This window comes from Neisseria mucosa (genome assembly GCF_013267835.1).
Classification (GTDB): Bacteria; Pseudomonadota; Gammaproteobacteria; order Burkholderiales; family Neisseriaceae; genus Neisseria.
This window is the reverse complement of the sequence record NZ_CP053939.1, coordinates 134,335-154,289: the sequence shown is the minus strand read 5'-3', so window position 1 is coordinate 154,289 and position 19,955 is coordinate 134,335. Positions and strand designations below refer to the sequence as shown.

Annotated in this window: 19 protein-coding genes; 11 read left to right on the top strand and 8 right to left on the bottom strand. The window is 51.3% G+C overall.

Annotation, left to right across the window (positions count from 1 at the left end; all coding sequences use genetic code 11):
* Window positions 1-47 precede the first annotated feature (47 nt).
* Window positions 48-935 carry a YicC/YloC family endoribonuclease gene (locus FOC66_RS00685; protein WP_223169056.1) on the bottom strand — a complete coding sequence of 296 codons (888 nt, stop codon included), beginning with the start codon at window positions 933-935 and terminating at the stop codon, window positions 48-50.
* A gap of 137 nt (window positions 936-1,072) precedes the next feature.
* On the opposite strand from FOC66_RS00685, the gene rph reads away from it, so the two are divergent.
* From rph to FOC66_RS00650, 7 genes are all read left to right on the top strand, one after another.
* Window positions 1,073-1,801 (top strand): ribonuclease PH, encoded by a 729-nt coding sequence (gene rph / locus FOC66_RS00680; RefSeq protein ID WP_003745651.1) that lies wholly within the window; start codon window positions 1,073-1,075, stop codon window positions 1,799-1,801.
* Between the two features lie 171 nt (window positions 1,802-1,972).
* Complete coding sequence (locus FOC66_RS00675; protein ID WP_003745649.1) at window positions 1,973-3,193, top strand: aspartate kinase; 1,221 nt, start codon at window positions 1,973-1,975, stop codon at window positions 3,191-3,193.
* 328 nt (window positions 3,194-3,521) lie between these two features.
* Complete coding sequence (locus tag FOC66_RS00670; protein ID WP_003745647.1) at window positions 3,522-4,172, top strand: hypothetical protein; 651 nt, start codon at window positions 3,522-3,524, stop codon at window positions 4,170-4,172.
* 79 nt (window positions 4,173-4,251) lie between these two features.
* Window positions 4,252-4,578, top strand: a complete 327-nt coding sequence (locus FOC66_RS00665; protein ID WP_231288058.1) for a purine permease — start codon at window positions 4,252-4,254, stop codon at window positions 4,576-4,578.
* Between the two features lie 69 nt (window positions 4,579-4,647).
* Entirely contained in the window at window positions 4,648-4,971 is a 324-nt protein-coding gene (locus FOC66_RS00660) for a hypothetical protein (RefSeq protein ID WP_003745643.1), read from the top strand.
* A gap of 94 nt (window positions 4,972-5,065) precedes the next feature.
* Window positions 5,066-5,476 (top strand): hypothetical protein, encoded by a 411-nt coding sequence (locus tag FOC66_RS00655; RefSeq protein WP_003745642.1) that lies wholly within the window; start codon window positions 5,066-5,068, stop codon window positions 5,474-5,476.
* A gap of 165 nt (window positions 5,477-5,641) precedes the next feature.
* Window positions 5,642-6,076, top strand: coding sequence for a hypothetical protein (locus tag FOC66_RS00650; RefSeq protein WP_036493519.1), 435 nt, complete (start codon window positions 5,642-5,644; stop codon window positions 6,074-6,076).
* 76 nt (window positions 6,077-6,152) lie between these two features.
* Here FOC66_RS00650 and FOC66_RS00645 read toward each other — a convergent pair whose 3' ends face one another.
* The gene (locus FOC66_RS00645; protein ID WP_003745639.1) at window positions 6,153-6,593 is read right to left on the bottom strand and encodes a DNA polymerase III subunit chi; all 441 of its coding nucleotides are present in this window, start codon (window positions 6,591-6,593) and stop codon (window positions 6,153-6,155) included.
* A gap of 37 nt (window positions 6,594-6,630) precedes the next feature.
* Window positions 6,631-9,117 (bottom strand): heavy metal translocating P-type ATPase, encoded by a 2,487-nt coding sequence (locus tag FOC66_RS00640; protein ID WP_003745637.1) that lies wholly within the window; start codon window positions 9,115-9,117, stop codon window positions 6,631-6,633.
* A gap of 361 nt (window positions 9,118-9,478) precedes the next feature.
* Between FOC66_RS00640 and FOC66_RS10800 the strand changes: the two genes are divergently transcribed.
* Window positions 9,479-9,604: a hypothetical protein gene (locus FOC66_RS10800; RefSeq protein WP_269208294.1), complete on the top strand. Its 126-nt coding sequence runs from the start codon at window positions 9,479-9,481 to the stop codon at window positions 9,602-9,604.
* A gap of 66 nt (window positions 9,605-9,670) precedes the next feature.
* Here FOC66_RS10800 and hflX read toward each other — a convergent pair whose 3' ends face one another.
* From hflX to lptF, 4 genes are all read right to left on the bottom strand, one after another.
* Window positions 9,671-10,831 (bottom strand): GTPase HflX, encoded by a 1,161-nt coding sequence (gene hflX, locus FOC66_RS00635; RefSeq protein WP_003745635.1) that lies wholly within the window; start codon window positions 10,829-10,831, stop codon window positions 9,671-9,673.
* A gap of 44 nt (window positions 10,832-10,875) precedes the next feature.
* Complete coding sequence (locus tag FOC66_RS00630; protein ID WP_231288056.1) at window positions 10,876-12,096, bottom strand: glycosyltransferase; 1,221 nt, start codon at window positions 12,094-12,096, stop codon at window positions 10,876-10,878.
* A 119-nt stretch (window positions 12,097-12,215) separates the two neighbouring features.
* Window positions 12,216-13,286, bottom strand: coding sequence for an LPS export ABC transporter permease LptG (lptG, locus tag FOC66_RS00625; protein ID WP_003745632.1), 1,071 nt, complete (start codon window positions 13,284-13,286; stop codon window positions 12,216-12,218).
* Window positions 13,283-14,398 carry an LPS export ABC transporter permease LptF gene (gene lptF, locus FOC66_RS00620; RefSeq protein WP_003686055.1) on the bottom strand — a complete coding sequence of 372 codons (1,116 nt, stop codon included), beginning with the start codon at window positions 14,396-14,398 and terminating at the stop codon, window positions 13,283-13,285. The genes lptG and lptF overlap by 4 nt, the downstream gene beginning before the upstream one ends.
* Window positions 14,399-14,556: 158 nt before the next feature.
* Here lptF and FOC66_RS00615 point away from each other — a divergent pair, with 158 nt between their 5' ends.
* The 3 genes from FOC66_RS00615 (at window position 14,557) to znuD (ending at window position 19,056) form a co-directional block, all read left to right on the top strand.
* The gene (locus FOC66_RS00615; protein ID WP_003745630.1) at window positions 14,557-15,966 is read left to right on the top strand and encodes a leucyl aminopeptidase; all 1,410 of its coding nucleotides are present in this window, start codon (window positions 14,557-14,559) and stop codon (window positions 15,964-15,966) included.
* 100 nt (window positions 15,967-16,066) lie between these two features.
* Window positions 16,067-16,549: a cupin domain-containing protein gene (locus FOC66_RS00610; RefSeq protein WP_003745628.1), complete on the top strand. Its 483-nt coding sequence runs from the start codon at window positions 16,067-16,069 to the stop codon at window positions 16,547-16,549.
* Window positions 16,550-16,767: 218 nt separating this feature from the next.
* Window positions 16,768-19,056 carry a TonB-dependent zinc receptor ZnuD gene (gene znuD / locus FOC66_RS00605; protein ID WP_003745626.1) on the top strand — a complete coding sequence of 763 codons (2,289 nt, stop codon included), beginning with the start codon at window positions 16,768-16,770 and terminating at the stop codon, window positions 19,054-19,056.
* Window positions 19,057-19,139: 83 nt separating this feature from the next.
* Here znuD and FOC66_RS00600 read toward each other — a convergent pair whose 3' ends face one another.
* Window positions 19,140-19,934: a phosphatidylserine decarboxylase gene (locus FOC66_RS00600; protein ID WP_003745623.1), complete on the bottom strand. Its 795-nt coding sequence runs from the start codon at window positions 19,932-19,934 to the stop codon at window positions 19,140-19,142.
* Between the last annotated feature and the right edge of the window lie 21 nt (window positions 19,935-19,955).

Below are 19,955 nucleotides of genomic sequence, written 5' to 3'. Positions count from 1 at the left end.
CGTCTGAAACTTTTCAGACGGCCTTGTTTTATCCGTTCGTTATCGATTTATTCGATATTTTGAACCTGTTCGCGCATTTGTTCGATTAAGACTTTCAGTTCAACCGACGCTTGCGTGCATTCGGCGGCGATGGCTTTGCTGCCCAAGGTATTGGCTTCGCGGTTCAACTCTTGCATCAGGAAATCCAAACGTTTGCCTACGCTGCCCTTGCCTTCGGTAACGATGCGGCGCACTTCGGCGATATGGGTGCGCAAACGGCTGAATTCCTCATCTACATCGGATTTTTGGATGAATAAAGCAAATTCTTGTTGCAAGCGGTCGTTGTCGATATTGCCGACGGCTTCTGCCAAACGGGCTTTGACTTTGTCCATATGCGCCTGCAGAAGGCTGGGGAACAATTCGTTCAAAGCGTCCACAATCTCTTCCATGCCGTCCAGACGTTGCAGCAGGTGTTCGCCCAGTTTTTTGCCTTCGCGTTTGCGGGCTGCTGCAAACTCTTTCAAAGCGCTGGTCAATAAATCTTTAACACCTTTGGCCAAAGCCTCGGCATCTTCGCCCTGACCCGCCAAAACGCCGGGAAAACGCAAAACATCGGCCACGCTCAATTTGGCAAAATCATGCTCCTTGCGCCAAGTTTTGTTCAAATGCGCCAGTTGGGCAACCAAATCCTGATTGACCTCCAAAGTCTGTCCGCCCGAGGAGGCATCCTGCAGCTGGATGCGGCATTCCAATTTACCGCGCGCCACGGCCGCGGCAATCTGCTCGCGCAACGCGCCTTCTAAATAGCGCAACTCTTCCGGCATACGGAATTGGACATCCAAATAACGATGGTTGACCGCGCGGATTTCCAAATTAATCCGCTTGCCGCCGCATTCGCCTGCGGCATTGGCAAAGCCGGTCATGCTGTGGATTTGAATATTTCGTCTTGTAGCCATGGTTTTACTCCGTTTTCAAATACGAGTGAAAGTACGGATACTATAACACACCCGACCGCCGATTTTCAGACGGCCTTTGCCGCCAAATTCCTCTATAATTCAAGGCAACCTGTTTTTTATTCCCCCAAAGGACCATCATGAGCGACTACACACGCACCGGCCGCGCCGCCGACAGCCTGCGCAACATCAAAATTACCCCAAACTTCCTCCCCCACGCCGACGGCTCCTGCCTTATCGAGTGTGGCAACACCAAAGTGATTTGCACCGCCTCCATCGACGAAAATGTCCCACCGTTCCTGCGCGGTAAAGAACAAGGCTGGGTAACGGCCGAATACGGTATGCTGCCGGCTTCCACCGCCTCCCGTATGCGCCGCGAGGCCGCCGCAGGCAAACAGTCCGGCCGCACACAAGAAATCCAACGCCTGATCGGCCGCTCGCTGCGCGCCGTCGTCGATATGGAAAAACTCGGCGAACGCCAAATCCTGATTGACTGCGACGTCATCCAAGCCGACGGCGGCACGCGTACCGCCTCCATTACCGGCGCCTACGTTGCCCTGCAAATCGCCGTGGACAAACTCCTTTCAGACGGCCTCATCAGCGAAAACCCCATCCGCGAAGCCGTTGCCGCCGTTTCCGCCGGCGTGGTGGGCGGCGTACCGCTTTTGGACTTGGACTATCCCGAAGACTCAGGCTGCGACAGCGACGTCAACATTATCATGACCGCATCCGGCAAAATCATCGAAATCCAAGGTACGGCCGAAGGCGCACCGTTCAGCATCGAAGAATTGGGCAAACTCATTGCCCTCGCGCATAAAGGCATTGCCGAATTGGTCCAACACCAAAAGGCCGCCCTTTTGTCCCGATAAGCAGCAAGGCCGTCTGAAAGATTTCAGACGGCCTTTTTTAACCCCGCCCATTTATGCGCATTTACTCAAAAAAGCGCGTCCCATCCTTGAATTTCATGTAAAAAATAGTAATAATAACCCTTTTTCCAGCAAACCAAGCTGCCCGACAAACCCCACAAGAAAGCACGAAACATGGCGTTAATCGTACATAAATACGGCGGCACATCAGTAGGCTCGCCCGAACGCATCAAAAACGTAGCCAAACGTGTCGCCAAAGCCCGCGCCGAAGGACACGACATCGTAGTCGTCGTATCCGCCATGAGCGGCGAAACCAATCGACTGGTCGCCCTGGCGCACGAAATGCAAGAACATCCCGATCCGCGCGAGCTGGACGTCGTCCTTGCCACCGGCGAACAAGTGACCATCGGCCTGCTGGCCATGGCCCTGAAAGACATCGGCGTTGACGCCAAAAGCTACACCGGCTGGCAGGTTGCCCTCAAAACCGACACTTCCCACACCAAAGCCCGCATCGAAAGCATCGATGACGAAAAAATGCGTGCCGACCTCGCCGAGGGCAAAGTCGTTATCGTAGCCGGTTTCCAAGGCATCAGCAGCGAAGGCAATATCTCAACCCTCGGCCGCGGCGGCTCCGATACCTCCGCCGTTGCACTTGCCGCAGCCCTCAAAGCCGATGAATGCCAAATTTATACCGACGTAGACGGCGTTTACACCACCGACCCGCGCGTCGTACCCGAAGCACGCCGCATGGACACGATCACATTCGAAGAAATGATCGAATTGGCCAGCCTCGGCTCAAAAGTTTTACAAATCCGCTCCGTAGAATTCGCCGGAAAATACAAAGTGCGCCTGCGCGTACTCAGCAGCCTGCAAGAAGGCGGCGACGGCACCCTGATTACCTTTGAAGAGGACGACAACATGGAAAGAGCAGCCGTAACCGGTATCGCATTCGACAAAAACCAAGCCCGCATCAACGTACGCGGCGTACCCGACAAACCCGGCGTTGCCTACCAAATCCTCGGCGCAGTTGCCGATGCCAACATCGAAGTCGACATGATCATCCAAAATGTCGGTAGCGAAGGCACAACCGACTTCTCCTTCACCGTACCGCGCAGCGACTACAAGCAAACCATCGAAATCCTGCAGCAACGTCAAGACAGCATCGGCGCAGCCTACATCGACGGCGACGACACCGTATGCAAAGTCTCCGCAGTCGGCTTGGGCATGCGTTCACACGTCGGCGTAGCCGCCAAAATCTTCCGCACCCTCGCAGAAGAAGGCATCAACATCCAAATGATTTCAACTTCCGAAATCAAAGTATCCGTCCTGATTGACGAAAAATACATGGAACTGGCCACCCGCGTTCTGCATAAAGCATTCGACTTGGGCAACTAATTCCTGCCAATCAAAAGGCCGTCTGAAACTTTATTGTTTCAGACGGCCTTTTTATTCCTATTGCATCAACCAACAATATCTTAATAAAAAAATCTACTTTAGTTCAAAACAGCATAGCCAACCTTATTACCCTTGTTAATTTCATTATGCATTCAAAAATTTATAACCATCCATCTTTGCCGTTTAATTCCAAAAACATACCACTTAACCTAATTTATGAAAAATAAACAAATTTGTAATAAAATAGAACAAAAGTACAAATAATTGTCTACGCTCATCAATAAAAACAAATTTCCCCGTTTCCCCTAACTTAAGAAGGAATCCTAATATGAACGTATTAAACAAATTCGGTATGCTAATCTTGTCCGCTTCCCTACTGGCAGCCTGCGGCGACTCCGGCAATAAAGGCAGCAGCGACAAACCGGCAGAACAAGTTGCCCAAAGCGAATCTAGCCCGGCCAACAAATACGAAAAAGCCCTGAGTGAATTCCCGGAAGCAGATCCTAAACTGGCCGAACCTATCGTCATTTCCGATAAAAAATCTCCAGACGGTCTTGCCGAATTGCAAAAATTCAATAACTTCATTACTGGTGAGGAAGCTCAAAAAATTGGTCGAATAGGTCAAGAATTGCAACAGTTGGCTAGACAGAATAAAGAAGCCGAGACTATCGAGCAGATAAAAAAACTGACTGCCGCACTGGAACAATTCCATCAAAGTGCAGCTGCTATTGATATCAAAGATCCAGAAATCAAAGCAGTTTTAGATCGAACTGTGCAAGTCAACAGTACAATTAATGAGTTTATGATTTATGGAAGCAAGTATGCTACTGAACTGACTATCGATAGTAAAGATAAAGAAGCAGTCAAATTTGCCAAAGATTTCCAAGACAAATCTCAAAAATTGCAAGAAACCCTGCGTACAGCCAATCAAGAATTACAAAAAGCAGCCGAAGCTTTAGGTAAAAAATATTCCCAATAAGCCTATTGTTTCCGATAAATAGCGGTGGTATCGGCAATATCGATACCACCTTTCCAAACCCTAAGTCAGATTGAATACAATGAATAATCTTAATCCTTCTCTCCCCTGCCCTCACTGCCATGCTCCGATCCAAGGCGGATTGGTTAAAGGTTTGGCCGCAGTCAAAGAATGCCCTTCCTGCCATAAAAAAGTCAAATTCAAAAAGCCGCCTGTCGGCGAATATTTCAAAGCTTTGCTGAAACCTTTCGCTATTTTTGTAGTCGTTGTCTGCATCGTAGCGGCAATAATGATCAGCCTGTTTGGTACATTCCCCCCATATATCAGTACGGTATTAGTTATCGGCTTTCTCGTCTACTACATTATCCCGATTCAAAACAAACTTTCATCTTTTGAAAAAGACGAATAAACATATACGTTGCCCATCCAACCCGCTTTTCCGGATGGGCAATGCCTTATCCAGCCCGATAAAAAAATAATGAAACCGTCCCCATTCTCTTGCCCGCATTGTTCCAATCCGATTCGAGGTAGTGCATTCAAAGGATTAAAAAGTATTAAAGAATGTCCAACCTGCCACAAAAAAGTCCGCTATAAGCAACCGACTGCAAAAGAAATCCGCCAAGCGACATGGAAAAAAAGCGTTATTTTCCTTGCCCTGCTGACATTATACCTTGCCTTTCTAATTGCACTATTGCGCGCAGATATTCCTTTTACGTATCTCATCCTTCCTATCATGCTCTATTTGGTTACAGTCTTCCAGTCTGCCATCATCAAGCTTTCTTCATTTGAGAAAGACGAATAGCCTGCTTTCAGACGGCCATTGCCTTCAATGACAAGGTTTGGCCGATACCGATTTTAATCCTTATCCCCGATATCCCCTCCAAGGCTTTTATTACATGAAACGTCCAATCCCTGTTACCATCGCCACCGTTCTCTATTTCATCCTAACTGCCCTTACTTGCTTTATCACTGTTGCTCTGGCGATTTATTCGGGCGATGTACTGATAGAGGTTGCAGCCTTGGCATTCCCTTTCCTGCCTTGGTGGCTGTCTATGCCCCTATACTTCATACTCCTTTCCTTGCCGGTATTTATTGCCGTCGGCCTGCTTTCAGGCAAGCGTTCTGCCCGTTGGCTGGCTGTTGTGCTGGCGGCCGCTTCGTTGATCATGGTGTATAGCGATATGGCGAGCTATAGTTCCCAACAAATCATTATTCAATCCATACTCCACCCTGTTTTGCTGCTCCTCATCTTCAATCCGGTATCCAACCGCTATTTCGCCAACGCGGCCTCAAAAACCGAATCCTAAACCATCATTTTTTGACTTCAAAAAACTTAAGGCCGTCTGAAATCCTTGCCCTTACGCAAATCTTTTTCAGACGGCCATAAAATAGAATGGCAGACGGCCTTTCATACAATCAATAATGCGTTTCCCTTAGCAGCTTTAAATACCAAACTGTAAGCAAACAAACCCATGAAATCAGTTTTTCCTATTTTCTTTATCCTGCTCAACTTATTCTTTATCCTTTATTTGCCACGCAAACTATCCATATGGGCCCGGTTTGCGCTTTACCTGTCTATCGGTGGGCTGTTTTATTTATGGATGTCCAACAAATCTGCCCTGACCTCCCTATTTGCACACACCATTTCATTGCAACCATTCGACGTATTTCATGAGACAATCGGTTTTTCATTATTGGTTACAGTCTTCCTCAATCTGTTTGACTTGCTTGCCGTACCTTCGATTGCCCGTTTCCCTATCTTAATCCTCAAAAATCCCCAACACCACCATCAGTCTGTCCAATGGTATCTTGCCAATACTTCCTTTTTCGAACGCTTTTTCCACTATTTCTACGCTTTCTGCTGTTGCCTCATATTTTATGGCATATGGCATGAAGCCTTCCGATAATCAATCTAAAAAACAAAGGGACATCATCAAAATGTCCCTTTGTTTATATTCAGACGGCCTTGAATATCTTCAAAACTCAATCCTTTCCTTCTCTCGAAAAATGCTCAATCTCAAATCCGCTCTGACGATAAGCTCGGAAACGGTCTCGGGCTTCGGCCAAATCTTCTAAGCTGTTGCCCACAATTTCAAGGATACGGTTTGGAATGGCCGGGGCTTGGCTCCAGAAATCGGCAGACAGGTTTAAAACCGTGCAATCTTTCGGAATATTCGGCAGTGCATTTCCAAACGCAAGCAATACCGGCGTTTCAGACGGCATGAGGTCGGTAGGCAGCCAGACTTCATGCGGAATAAAGCTTTCGGGAATTTGCTGCCACAAATCAATGTCGAGTTGCTGCACTGCCGCAGCGGAATCCGACCACACCAAGATCTGCCCGCCATCGCGTATGGCGCGCGCAATCAGGCGGCAGGCAAAGGCAGCCGGTCGGGCGACGTGTGTATAAAAAGTGACTTTAGGCATGACGTATTCTTTCGTTTGAGCAATGGATTGGCCGTTTTCAGACGGCCTTTTTGGTTTTCAACAATCTCAAGGCATTGCCCAACACCAGCAGCGAGCTGAAACTCATGCCGAGCGCGGCGATCCACGGGGTCACGTAACCAAATACGGCCAGCGGAACGGCAACCAGATTGTATGCGCTCGCCCAAGTCAGGTTTTGGCGGATGATTTGATGGGTGCGGCGTGCCTGTTCCATCATCACGGGCAAAACGTTCAAATCATCATTGAGCAAAACCACATCGGCACCGTCTCGCGCCACATCGGCACTCGTGGCTACGGCTGCCGACACGTCGGCTTGGGCAAGGACGGGGGCGTCGTTGATCCCGTCGCCGATCATCATGACTTTACGTCCTTGTTTTTGCAGATTTTCTACATAAGCCAGCTTGTCTTCCGGCGTGGCTTCGGCACGATAGGCATCCAAACCCAGCTCTTGCGCAACTTGGGCGACGGCAGCCTGACGGTCGCCGCTTAAAAGGTGCAGACGGATGCCGTGTTGTTTCAGGTTTTGCAACATTTCAGCTGCGCTGTCTTTGATTTGGTCTTCCAGCAAAAAGGCCGTCTGAAAACCGCTTTGATTGCCCAAGAAAATAATGCTGCCTGTGTGGTCGATATGGGTAAAGGCTTCGGGCAGATTACCGGCAATTTCCGCAACAAACGCCGCTTTGCCCAAAGCCCAAACTTGGGTTTCGCCATCCAATTCGATTTGTGCGCTGACACCGTGTCCGATACGGTTGACCCGTTGCTGCACTTTCACATCAAGCGCGGATACAGGGTCGTCTGAAAGCGTATGGTTTAAAATGGCACGGGCGATGGGGTGTTCCGATTGCTGTTCCAATGCTTGGGCAACGGCAAGGGCTTGGGCTTCGTTCAGACGGCCTGCGGACAACATCCGGCTGACGGAAAGCTGCCCTTTGGTCAGCGTACCGGTTTTGTCGAACACGACATCGTCAATTTGGGCAAGCGTTTCCAGGCTTTGTTTGCCGCTGATGAGAATGCCGTCTTTGGCCAGCGCACCGGTAGAAGCAGCCAGCGCGGTCGGAGTCGCGAGCGACAAGGCACACGGGCAGGTAATGACCAGCAGGGCGACGGTAATCCATAAGGCGGTGTGCGCGTCGGCATACCAAGCCCAGCCGATAAAAACGGGAATAGCAAGCAAGAGTTCGCCAAACACAAAACTGGACGCGTATTTTTCAGCCAACTCGGCGGCACGCGGTTTTTGCGCCAGCGCGCGGTCGAGCAGTTTGACGATATGGGACAGGCGCGTGTTGCTGCCGGTATGGTCGGTGCGGATGATTAAAGGGCTACTGGTGTTGAGCGTGCCGGCGGTTACTTTTTCAGACGGCCTTTTCACAATGGGCAGGCTTTCGCCGGTCAACATGGCTTCGTTGACTTCGCTCTCGCCGGACAAAACCGTACCGTCCACCGGAATGACTTCGCCAGGCTTCACAACAATCGTATCGCCTATATTGAGGCGGACGACTGCGGCTTCCTCGATGGCTTCGCTTTCCGGATAAGCCGGCAAACGGTGGCAAAATGCCGGAACCAGTTTGACCAACCGCTCCGCCGCATCGCCTGCTTTGCGTCGGGCAATCTGTTCCATAAAACGCCCGCCCAACAGGAAAAACAGCAGCATGGCGATGGATTCAAAATACATGCCCTGCCCTGCGTTGGTGGCCAGGCTGTAAATACCCGCGATAAAGGTCATCACAATGGCAATGGCAATCGGCGTATCCATGCCGACACGGCGGTTTTTCCAGTCGCGCCATGCGCCGCGGTAAAACGGCAACGCGCTGTAAAACACAACGGGCAACACCATCAAAAAGCCGCCCCAATGCAGGATTTCCAAATAAAGCGGCTCGATGTCGCCGCCGTAAAAATAAGTCGGCAGGGCAAACATCATCGTCTGCATCATGCCCAGACCGGCCACGGCCAATCTGACGATAAACTGCTTGCGCTCTTTCTGCGCCTGCGCTTCGATTTTTTGCGCATCATAAGGCGCGGCGGTATAACCGGTTTGGCGGATTTTCAGCAAAATATCCGACAATTCGATGTGGGCGCTGTCCCACACCACGCGGCAGCGGTGGGTGCTGTAATTCAAATCCACACGCACCACGCCCTTCATACGCAGCAACTGCTGCTCAATCAGCCACACACACGCGGCGCAGGTAATGCCGCCCAGCATCAATACCGCCTCGCGTTCATCCCCTACGCCGACCTCGACAAAGTCCGCCTGCACTTCGGGCAAATCGTACAACTTTAATTGCGACAACACTTCCGGCGGCGGCAATTCGGATTTTTCCGCGTCGGCGGTACGCTGTTTGTAATAATTGCCCAAACCTGCATCGATAATACTCTGCGCCACCGCTTGGCAGCCGGCGCAGCAGGTTTCATGTTCTTCGTCTTCAAAACGAACCGTCAGATGCAGATGCTCAGGGACTTCCAGTCCGCAATGGAAACAGTTTTTTTGGGGATGTGTGGGAGATGTCATCATGTGTTCGATTTATTTTTCAGACGGCCTGAAACAACCGTCCCAGGGTGTTACATTTTAGCAAAAAGCGTTTTTCCGCCTCTTTTCATTCAATTTTGAATTACCAGGCTATCGGATTTTGTAAAAAATATGGAAAACAAAGTATTGACCGTTCATCAAACGATGAACGGTAATATATAAATACCGTTTATCTTTAAAAACTTCCGATTATTTTAATGTAAAAATGGAACTTTTTTAAAAATCCCGATACATTCTTTGTTGACCTCAATCCATTTAAGCAGCATACTTTAGGCATTCCGCGAAGACGGAAATCAAAAAACACACATTTACTTATAAAACTAACTTATTGGGAAACCTCACCATGATTGATCGCCTTATGCCTATTTTTGCCGTTATCGGCATTTTGTCCAGCACCATATACCTGAGCCTCGCCGCTTGGATGCTTTACGAAAGCGTGTTCAAAAAGAAAAGCCCTCTGTCGGCATAATCCTCAGATTTAAAATTTTACGGTAAGGCCGTCTGAAGATTCAGACGGCCTTGTTTCATTTAAACATCAAGCATTCGGCTGTACGGCCAATTCAATCATTGCTTCGCGCAAACCGTCCAAGCCCAAACTTTCGGCAACGGAAATATTCACGCCGACTGCCTGCCCGGAATTGTCGCGCAAAATGCCTGCTTCACGCATACCCGACGGCAGCAAATCGATTTTGTTGTACACCACCAATTGCGGAATTTCATGCGCGCCGATTTCTTCCAAGACCTCGTTGACATCGTCCATCTGCCGTTCAAAATCGGGATTGGACGCATCAACGACGTGCAGTAGCACATCCGCCATCGCTGTCTCTTCCAAAGTAGCGGAAAACGCCGACACCAGCTTGTGCGGCAAATCGCGGACGAAGCCGACGGTATCGGTCAAAATCACGCTCGCCTCATGCGACAGAAAAAGCCGGCGCGCAGTGGTATCCAAAGTGGCGAACAACTGGTCTTTCGCCAATACGTCCGCTTTGGTCAAGCGGTTGAACAGGCTGGATTTTCCGGCATTGGTATAGCCGACAATGGCAAAAGTTTTCAGACGGCCGCTCATGCGCGATTTACGGCGCGTAGCGCGTTGTTTGCGGACATCGGCAAGCTGTTTTTTCAATGCCGTAATTTTTTGTCCGATTAAACGGCGGTCGGTTTCCAGCTGGGTTTCGCCCGGCCCTTTCAAGCCGATGCCGCCCTTCTGACTTTGCAAATGTCCATAACCGCGCACCAGCCGTCCGCTCAAGTGGTTCAGCTGGGCCAGTTCCACCTGCAACTTACCTTCCTGCGACTGGGCGCGTTTGGCAAAAATCGCCAAAATCAAACCCACTCTGTCAAGGACGCGGCATTGAAGCTCTTTTTCCAGATTACGCTCTTGTGTCGGCGTGAGTTCGTGGTTGAACACAACCAGCCCGACATCATGCTGCTTGACCACTGCCGCCAACTCTTCCGCCTTGCCAGTACCGACAAACAAAGCTGGATGCGGCTTATCGCGGCGTGAAGTTTCGATAGAAACCAAATCGCCGCCGGCCGCGCCCACCAATTCTGCCGCTTCGGCCAAGGCCGTCTGAAAGCCGCGCTCGCGCGTTTCGTTTGCGCCGGAATAGTCCGCCGTCAGCATCACGCCGACCAAGAGGACGCGTTCGGACTTTTCCAAAGATTTATCGACGGAAAACAGATTGCGCTTGCTCAAAAAATTTCCTTTCAGACGGCCTTATAGCTGGGTCAAAGTCCTGATTAACGGTTTTTCAAAATATCGGCAAAATATTCGGTCACTTCTGCCAAACGTCCGCCCTGCGCGGCATAAGGCTGCATGACGGCCACCAGCTGCTCCAACACTTCGCGCGTTTCAGTTTGCGCGTGTTCGCGGTAGAGCCACATATTTTGCATGGTCACCGTGGTCAATGCCTCGCGTACATTCAGCAAGAGCAAGTGGCGGCAAGACTCATAGCCTTGGCGCAAATCGCCGGCCGCATAGGCGGTAACCGACAATTCATAGTCGATGTCCAACTGATAAACATTGTTTTGGACAAAAAGAATATCGTCTTTCGGGAACGGAATGCGTTTCGCCATCAGGCCGATTGCATGGGAAATGCGGTATTTTCCCTCCTGACGCAGCATGGTTTGCGCAAGGTAGAGGCACTCGGCTCGGCGCGGGTTGTAATCGTAGCCTGCCAGCCAAGTCGCCAAAGCTTCATCGCGTTTGCCCATTAATTTGTAGCACTCGCCCAGCTGTTGGTAAGAAACCGTTACTTCTTCGACCCAACCGCCCAACTCGATGCGTTTTTTAAACCATTCGCTCGCACGCTCGGGCATATCGGAATCCCAATAAGAGCGCGCCGCATAAAAGGCGTAACGCGGTTTCAGGTCTTCATCTTCGGGGCTGTAAAACGCTTTTTCCAAAGAAACGGCGTCAAGCAGGTATTTGTTCGCCATGTTGCTGCGCGCGCCGAAACGGCCGCTGAGAACCGTATAGTCGCCATGAAGCGTGGCTTCGCTGGTATCTTGTTTGTCGGTTTCGATAAACTCGTGCAACACGCCGCGCCAGTAGAATGTGCCGTCATTGCGCAACAACAGCGGACGGTAATAAATCACGCTGCCCGCAGCATTTCTCATGCGGAGGCGGTAGCGGTCGGCAGTCAGCTCGGGTAATTCCAATTTGCCTTCAAAGCGGTCGTCCGCATCAAAAATCAACACGTAATCGGTTTTACCTTTTGCGTGTTTCAAAGCCTGATTGCGGTTGTATGCAAAATTTTGCCAACCATCATGATGAATCTCGCCCGCGATGCCCTTTGCCTCGAAAAAGCGGCGGATCACGTCGACGGTATCATCGGTCGAGCCGGTATCGCTGATGACGTAGTAGTCAAGTTTGATGTGGTCGGTGATGTTGGCCAGTGTTTCTTCGATGATTGCCGCTTCGTTTTTGACAATCATATTCAAGCAGATGGTTTGGGACATTTTCAATAGCCGTATTGGTTTGGAAAGGTATTATTTTACTTTAGCATTTTGTTTTTTGCACACAAAATACTCAGGCCGTCTGAAGATTGCCTTTCAGACGGCCTGAAGTTTATTTTGCCTTATCTTTTTTCCTGACGACGTATCAGATACACCGCCAACAGTGCAAACAAAACCGTCGGCAATGCGCCGGCCAAAAACGGCGGCACGCCGTATAACTGGCTGGTAAAGCCGAAGAGCCGTCCGGCAAAGTGGAACAGTAAACCGAGGCAGATACCGCCGAAGAGTTTCAAGCCCATATTGCCGTGGCGCGTGGTTTGCGGCGTAAAGGCGAAGGCAACAAGCGCCATCACCCATGCGGCAACGGGATACACCAGCTTGCGCCACCATGCGATGGCATAGACTTGGGTATTTTGGTTGTTTTTTTCCAGATGGTCGATATAAGTGGTCAATTCGCCGACAGACATTTGGTCGGGCTTGACGAGCAATACGTCCATCAGGTTGCGTTTGACGGAAATCGGCCAGTTTTCTTCGGCGGCGGTAGAAACCTCGACTTTATCTTCGCCCAATATGCTGCGGCGGATATTTTTCAGCTGCCAGCTTCCGTCTGGATTCAAAACGGCGGATTCGGCTTCCGCCGCTTGGGTCAGTTCATTTTTATCGTTGCGCTGCCAAATCTTGATGCCCAGAAGCGTATGGTCGGGCAGCATTTCGCGCACGTTGATGATGCTGTTTTTTTCTTTCAGCCAAAGGCCGGTATTGCCGGTACTGATTTTGCCGTTGATGGCGGCGGCTTTGATGTTTTCGGCTTTTTGGCTCAGCGTGGGTGCAACCCATTCGCCAAGTGCAACGGTGGCAATGGCGAAAATCAAACCGAACTGCGACAGAATCAACAGCAGCTTTTTGGTGCTCATGCCGCTGGCTTTGATGACGGTCAGTTCGCTGCCGGAAGCCAGTTGGCTGAGGGAAATCAGGCCGCCGATCAAAACGGCAAGCGGCATCAGTTCATATGCGCGCGCAGGCATCTGCATTAAAACATACTGCCCCAATTTTGCGCCGTTATAGCTGCCTTTTCCAAGATCGCCGACTTCGTTGATGATTTCAAAAAAGCTGTACAAAGCGAGGAAGGCAAGAAGGGCGTAAACCGCCATAACCGCCATTTGACGGATGATGTAACGTGAAATCAGGTTCATTTTCCGCCTTTCAATGTCAGACTTTTGGCAACCGCCTGCCAGAAGGGTTGGCTAGGCATACTGCGCACGCGCAGCAGGACGACGGCAATCACAAACATGATGATGTGCATGGGCAGCAGTCCGAGCCAGAAATGGATTTTGCCGTCTTCCACAGCATTGCGCAGGAAGGTCAGCCCGTTTTGGTAAACCAAAAACAAACCGATGGCAATCAGGATATTGTAGGTGTGGCCGCTGCGCGGATTGAAATAGGAAAGCGGCACGGCAAGCAGGCACAGCAACAAAACGCTGACGGTCAGCGAGATGCGCCACATCAATTCCGCCTGGTGTTGGGGATTGCTGCTGCCAATCAGTTGGGCGGTCGGAATGGTGCGGCGGTGTGAAACAGGGTCGATAAGTTTGGGCGTGGTGCTGATAATCAGGCTGAGGTGTTGGAAAGAAACGCGGTTGTAATCGGCTTTACCGGGCGTACCGCTGTAACGGTAGCCGTCGCGCAATTCAAGCGTGCGTTTGTTGTCGGTCAGCGAAAAATTGCCCTCTTTGGCAAAAACGATGTTGTCGTTGCCGTTTTTGTCCTGTTCGCGCAGGAACAGGTTTTTCATGATGCCGGATTCGGTATCGAAGGTTTCGACAAAATAAACCCTGCCGTTGCGCTTGCCCAAGTTATTGAACTCGCCGGCTTCCACCAAAGACAATTCCTGCTTCTGCTTCAAGATTTCGGCATATTCGCGGCTGCGCAACTCTGCCCACGGCATCACCCAAAGCTGCATGACGGCAATCAAAATGGCAAACGGCACGGCAAACTGCATGACTGGGCGTATCCATTGTTTCAATGCCAATCCGCAGGAGAGCCAAACCGACATTTCGCTGTCGCGCCAGTAGCGGGTCAATACGGTCAACGTACTGATAAATGCGGTCAACACCAGCAAAAGCGGGGTCATGCCGATGACCCAGAAGCCGACCAAGGCCAACACGGCATCGATGGCGACACGCCCGTCGGCTGCGCGGCCAAGCAGGTTGATGGCCTGCGTCGACACCAATACCGCCAAGAGGACGACGAAAATGCCGACGGCGGTAAAGGAAAGTTCTTTAATAAAGTTTCTTTGGTAAATCATAAGATTGAGCGTGGTATACGGTTTATGGGAAACCCATATTTATTCATAAGGCTTCAGACGGCATGACACAAATGGAGTACAATGATTTTCATCTGTTCGGACGGTTAGTCAACAGGCCGTCTGAATAACCGACAACCGTTCCAATCAGGAGAATAAACGTGAAATTTAGCACAAAAGCCGAAACTTTGCAGGCTCAACAGGCAGGTGCGCAATTATTTGTCTGCGCCGAAGCATCGCAACTGAGCAACCCGACTGCCCTCGCCCTCTTCGCTTCCCTTGAAGAAGGTCAAAATTTCGCCGACACCAAAATCCCGACGGACAACGGTTTGCAAGCCATTGCCGTCGCCCGCCTCGAAAAAACCGACCGCGCCGCATTGAACAAAGCTGCCGCCGAAGCCGCCAAATGGGCGCAAAACCAAGAAACGGTCAATGTGGACGTTCATGCCTTTGAAGAAGCGCAAGCCACCGCCATTGCCGAAGCCTTCGCCATCGCGTTCGGCAATGCCGCCTACCGTTTCGACCGCTACAAAAAAGAAGCCAAGCCCGCCAAATTTACAGAAGCTGTGTTCCACAGCGCACACGAAGCCGCCGTCAAAGAAGCCCTGCGCGTAGCCGAAGCGCAAGTTTACGGACAAAGCCTCTGCCGTGACTTGGGTAATGCCGCGCCGAACGAGTGCACACCCGAATTTTTAGCGCGTACCGCTAAAGCCGAAGCCGAAAAACTGGGCGCACACGCCAAAATCATTGAAAAAGACTACATCAAAGAAAACATGGGTTCGTTCTGGTCTGTTGCCAAAGGCAGCGTTGAGGATCCATATTTAGTCGAACTGAGCTATTTCGGCGCGGCCGACAAAGAAGCCGCACCTGTGGTATTGGTCGGCAAAGGCATTACCTTCGACACCGGCGGCATTTCCCTCAAACCCGGCCTGAACATGGATGAAATGAAGTTCGACATGTGCGGCGCGGCAACCGTCATCAGCACCTTTTGCGCCGCCGTCAAACTGCAACTGCCGATCAACCTGATTGCCATCGTCGCCACTTGTGAAAACATGCCTTCCGGCGCAGCCAACAAACCGGGCGACGTCGTGAAAAGCATGAAAGGCCTGACGATTGAAGTGTTGAACACCGATGCCGAAGGCCGTCTGATTTTGTGCGACGCGCTCACTTACGCCGAACAATTCAAACCTAAAGCCGTTATCGACGTTGCCACTCTGACCGGCGCGTGCATCATCGCCTTGGGTCATGACGTCAGCGGCGTGATGGGCAACAATCAAGATTTGGTCGACAGCCTGCTGGCCGCTTCCCGCAACGTGGACGACAAAGCATGGCAACTGCCGCTCTTTGAGACCTACAAAGACCAACTCAAATCCAACTTTGCCGACATTCCCAACATCGGCACGCCCGGAGCAGGCACGATTACCGCCGCCACCTTCCTGTCTTATTTCACCGAAGACTACCCGTGGGCACACCTCGACATCGCGGGTACCGCATGGAAATCCGGCGGCGAAAAAGGCGCAACCGGCCGCCCTGTTCCATTATTGTTGAACTATCTGCGCAATGTGAAATAAATCTTGGGGGAAGCCTGCGGGGTTAATCGTTTCAACCCCGCAGGCCGTCTGAAAACGGAATCCGCATTATCTGACTTAACCTGACAAACGGAGAACCGCCATGAAACCACTATTTGCCGCATTATCTGTCGCCCTTCTGCTCGGCACATCTTTAAGCGCTCAAGCTGCCGAACAAACCACCCCCACCGACCGCAGCATCCAAGTGTACAAAAAAACCGACTTAGCAGAATGGAACCGCGAAAACGCAGCCGGAGGCCAAGGCCCGTTGCTCGGCAGCTTTGCCTTCACGCGCCATCAAACCGCCGACCAAGACGCATTCAAAGAAATCGGCTGGCTCACATTGCCGCCGGGCGCTTCTATCGGTCAGCACAAACATACCGGCAATGAAGACGTTTACATCATCGTATCCGGCAAAGGCCTGTTTACCGACAGCGAAGGCAAACAAACCGAAGTCGGCGCAGGGGACATTACCATCGCCCGCCCCGGCCAGTCCCATGCACTCAAAAATATCGGCAAAAAGCCGTTGGTATTCTTGGATTTGATTGCAGAGACCGCTGGCGCTAAAGCCGCTGAAACCAAGTAATGCTTTCAATGAAAGCAAACAATCTGCCATGACTTTCTGCCTTACCCAAACCAGGCAGCAGAACGATTGTTCCGTTTTCATTTAAATCTGCATACAAGCCAAAGGCCGTCTGAAAACCACGCTTCGTTTTCAGACGGCCTTTTTTCTCAAAAATCTTATCATATTAATAATGAAATGTTATATAATAACAGCCTTTCGAAATATGATGAGAAACTAAAATGACACAAACCACACTCAAACCCATTGTTTTATCTATTCTTTTAATCAGCACCCCCATCCTCTCCCAAGCGCATGAAACCGAGCAGTCGGTTGACTTGGAAGAGGTTACTGTCGTCGGTAAAAGCCGTCCGCGTGCAACGTCGGGGCTGCTGCACGCTTCGACCGCCTCCGACAAAATCATCTCCGGCGATACTTTGCGGCAAAAAGCCGTCAACTTGGGCGATGCTTTGGACGGCGTACCGGGCATTCATGCCTCGCAATACGGCGGCGGCGCGTCCGCGCCTGTGATACGCGGTCAAACAGGCAGACGGATTAAAGTGTTGAACCATCACGGCGAAACAGGCGACATGGCGGACTTCTCGCCCGACCATGCCTTGATGGTGGACAGCGCCTTGTCGCAGCAGGTCGAAATCCTGCGCGGCCCGGTTACGCTGTTGTACAGCTCGGGCAATGTAGCCGGTTTGGTCGATGTTGCCGATGGCAAAATCCCCGAAAAAATGCCTGAAAACGGCGTATCGGGCGAAGCCGGATTGCGTTTGAGCAGCGGCAATTTGGAAAAACTGACATCCGCAGGCATCAATATCGGTTTGGGCAACCACTTCGTGCTGCATACCGAAGGCTTGTACCGCAAATCGGGCGATTACGCCGTACCTCGCTATCAAAAAGAAGAAGGCCGTCTGAAACGACTGCCCGACAGCCATGCCGATTCAAAAACCGGCAGCATCGGGCTGTCTTGGGTTGGGGATAAAGGTTTCCTCGGCGTGGCGTACAGCGACCGTCGCGACCGCTACGGCCTGCCTGCGCACAGCCACGAATACGATGATTGCCACGCCGACATCATCTGGCAGAAGAGTTTGATTAACAAACGCTATTTGCAGCTTTATCCGCACCTGCTGACCGAAGAAGACATCGATTACGACAACCCGGGCTTGAGCTGCGGCTTTCATGACGACGATAATGCACACGCCCATGCCCACAACGGCAAACCGTGGATAGACCTGCGCAACAAACGCTACGAACTCCGCGCCGAATGGAAGCAGCCTCTGCCCGGTTTTGAAGCCCTGCGCGTACATCTGAACCGCAATGACTACCACCACGACGAAAAAGCAGGCGATGCAGTAGAGAACTTCTTCAACAACAAAACACACAACGCCCGTATCGAGTTGCGCCACCAACCCATAGGCCGTCTGAAAGGCAGCTGGGGCGTGCAATATTTGGGACAAAAATCCAGCGCGCTTTCCACCATTCCCGAAACTGTCCAACAACCGATGTTGATTGACAACAATGTGCGCCATTACAGCTTTTTCGGTGTAGAACAGGCAAACTGGGACAACTTCACGCTTGAAGGCGGCGTACGCGTGGAAAAACAAAAAGCCTCCATCCAGTACGATAAAGCATTGATTGATCGGGAAAACTACTACAACCAGCCCCTACCCGACCTCGGTGCGCACCGTCAAACCGCCCGCTCGTTCGCACTTTCGGGCAACTGGTATTTCACGCCACACCACAAACTCAGCCTGACCGCCTCCCATCAAGAACGCCTGCCGTCAACGCAAGAACTGTACGCACACGGCAAACACGTTGCCACCAACACCTTTGAAGTCGGCAACAAACACCTCAACAAAGAGCGTTCCAACAACATCGAACTCGCACTGGGCTACGAAGGCGACCGCTGGCAATACAATCTGGCACTCTACCGCAACCGCTTCGGCAACTACATCTACGCCCAAACCTTAAACGATGGACGCGGCCCCAAATCCATCGAAGACGACAGCGAAATGAAGCTCGTGCGCTACAACCAATCCGGCGCCGACTTCTACGGCGCGGAAGGCGAAATCTACTTCAAACCGACACCGCGCTACCGCATCGGCGTTTCCGGCGACTATGTACGAGGCCGTCTGAAAAACCTGCCTTCCCTACCCGGCAGGGAAGATGCCTACGGCAACCGTCCTTTCATCGCGCAGGACGACCAAAACGCGCCCCGTGTTCCGGCTGCGCGCCTCGGCGTCCACCTGAAAGCCTCGCTGACCGACCGTATCGATGCCAATTTGGACTACTACCGCGTGTTCGCCCAAAACAAACTTGCCCGCTACGAAACGCGCACGCCCGGACACCACATGCTCAACCTCGGCGCAAACTACCGCCGCAATACGCGCTATGGCGAGTGGAATTGGTACGTTAAAGCCGACAACCTGCTCAATCAGTCCGTTTACGCCCACAGCAGCTTCCTCTCTGATACGCCGCAAATGGGCCGCAGCTTTACCGGCGGTGTGAACGTGAAGTTTTAAAATCAGATAGATAAACAAAAAAGGTTTTCAGACAGCCGTCTGAAAACCTTTTTCTTACTTTAAACCAATTTTAAAACCAGCCATTAATCTTTCAAAACATCGCGTGCAGCCGCTTGAATCTTGGCCGCCGCTGCTTCGATTTGCTGCTGTTCGGTAGATGGGTTTGCCACTGTTTCAGCCTGGGCAGCTTGTGAAGCTGCGGTTTTAGGCTCAGATTCAGTTTGCGGCGCAGTCAGCGGCAAACGCGCCAATACAGTGCTGACGCCGGTTACTTTATCGCCAATCGCCACTTGCGCCTGCGCATCGACAGGCAGATACATATCCACGCGCGAACCAAAGCGGATAAAGCCATAGCGTTCACCGCGGGACAGTTTCGCACCGGCTTGGGTGTAACACAAAATACGGCGCGCCACCAAACCGGCCACTTGAACAAAAGTAATTTCACGACCAGAAGCCGTAGTCGCCAACACCGCGTTACGTTCGTTTTCCGTGCTGGCTTTGTCCAAATCCGCATTCACGAATTTGCCTTTGTTATAAACCACTTTCGTTACCGTACAATCGGCAGGCGATTTTTGCGAATGCACGTTGAACACGTTCATAAAAATACTGATTTTCAAAGCATCGACATCACGATACGGATCGCGTGCGCGCTCGACCACCACGATACGGCCGTCAACCGGGCTCAACACCGCTTCAGGATTTTGCGGAATTTCACGCGCAGGGTCGCGGAAAAACTGCAGAGCAAATACGGTAAACACCCAAAACGGCAAAGACCACCAGCCGCAGCACATCGACACCAGCAGGCTCAAAGCCAAACCGCCGCCGATAATCGGCCAGCCCTCACGGGCGATAATCGGGTGGGGATACAAACGGTTCATCACTTATCCTTCATTTAACAA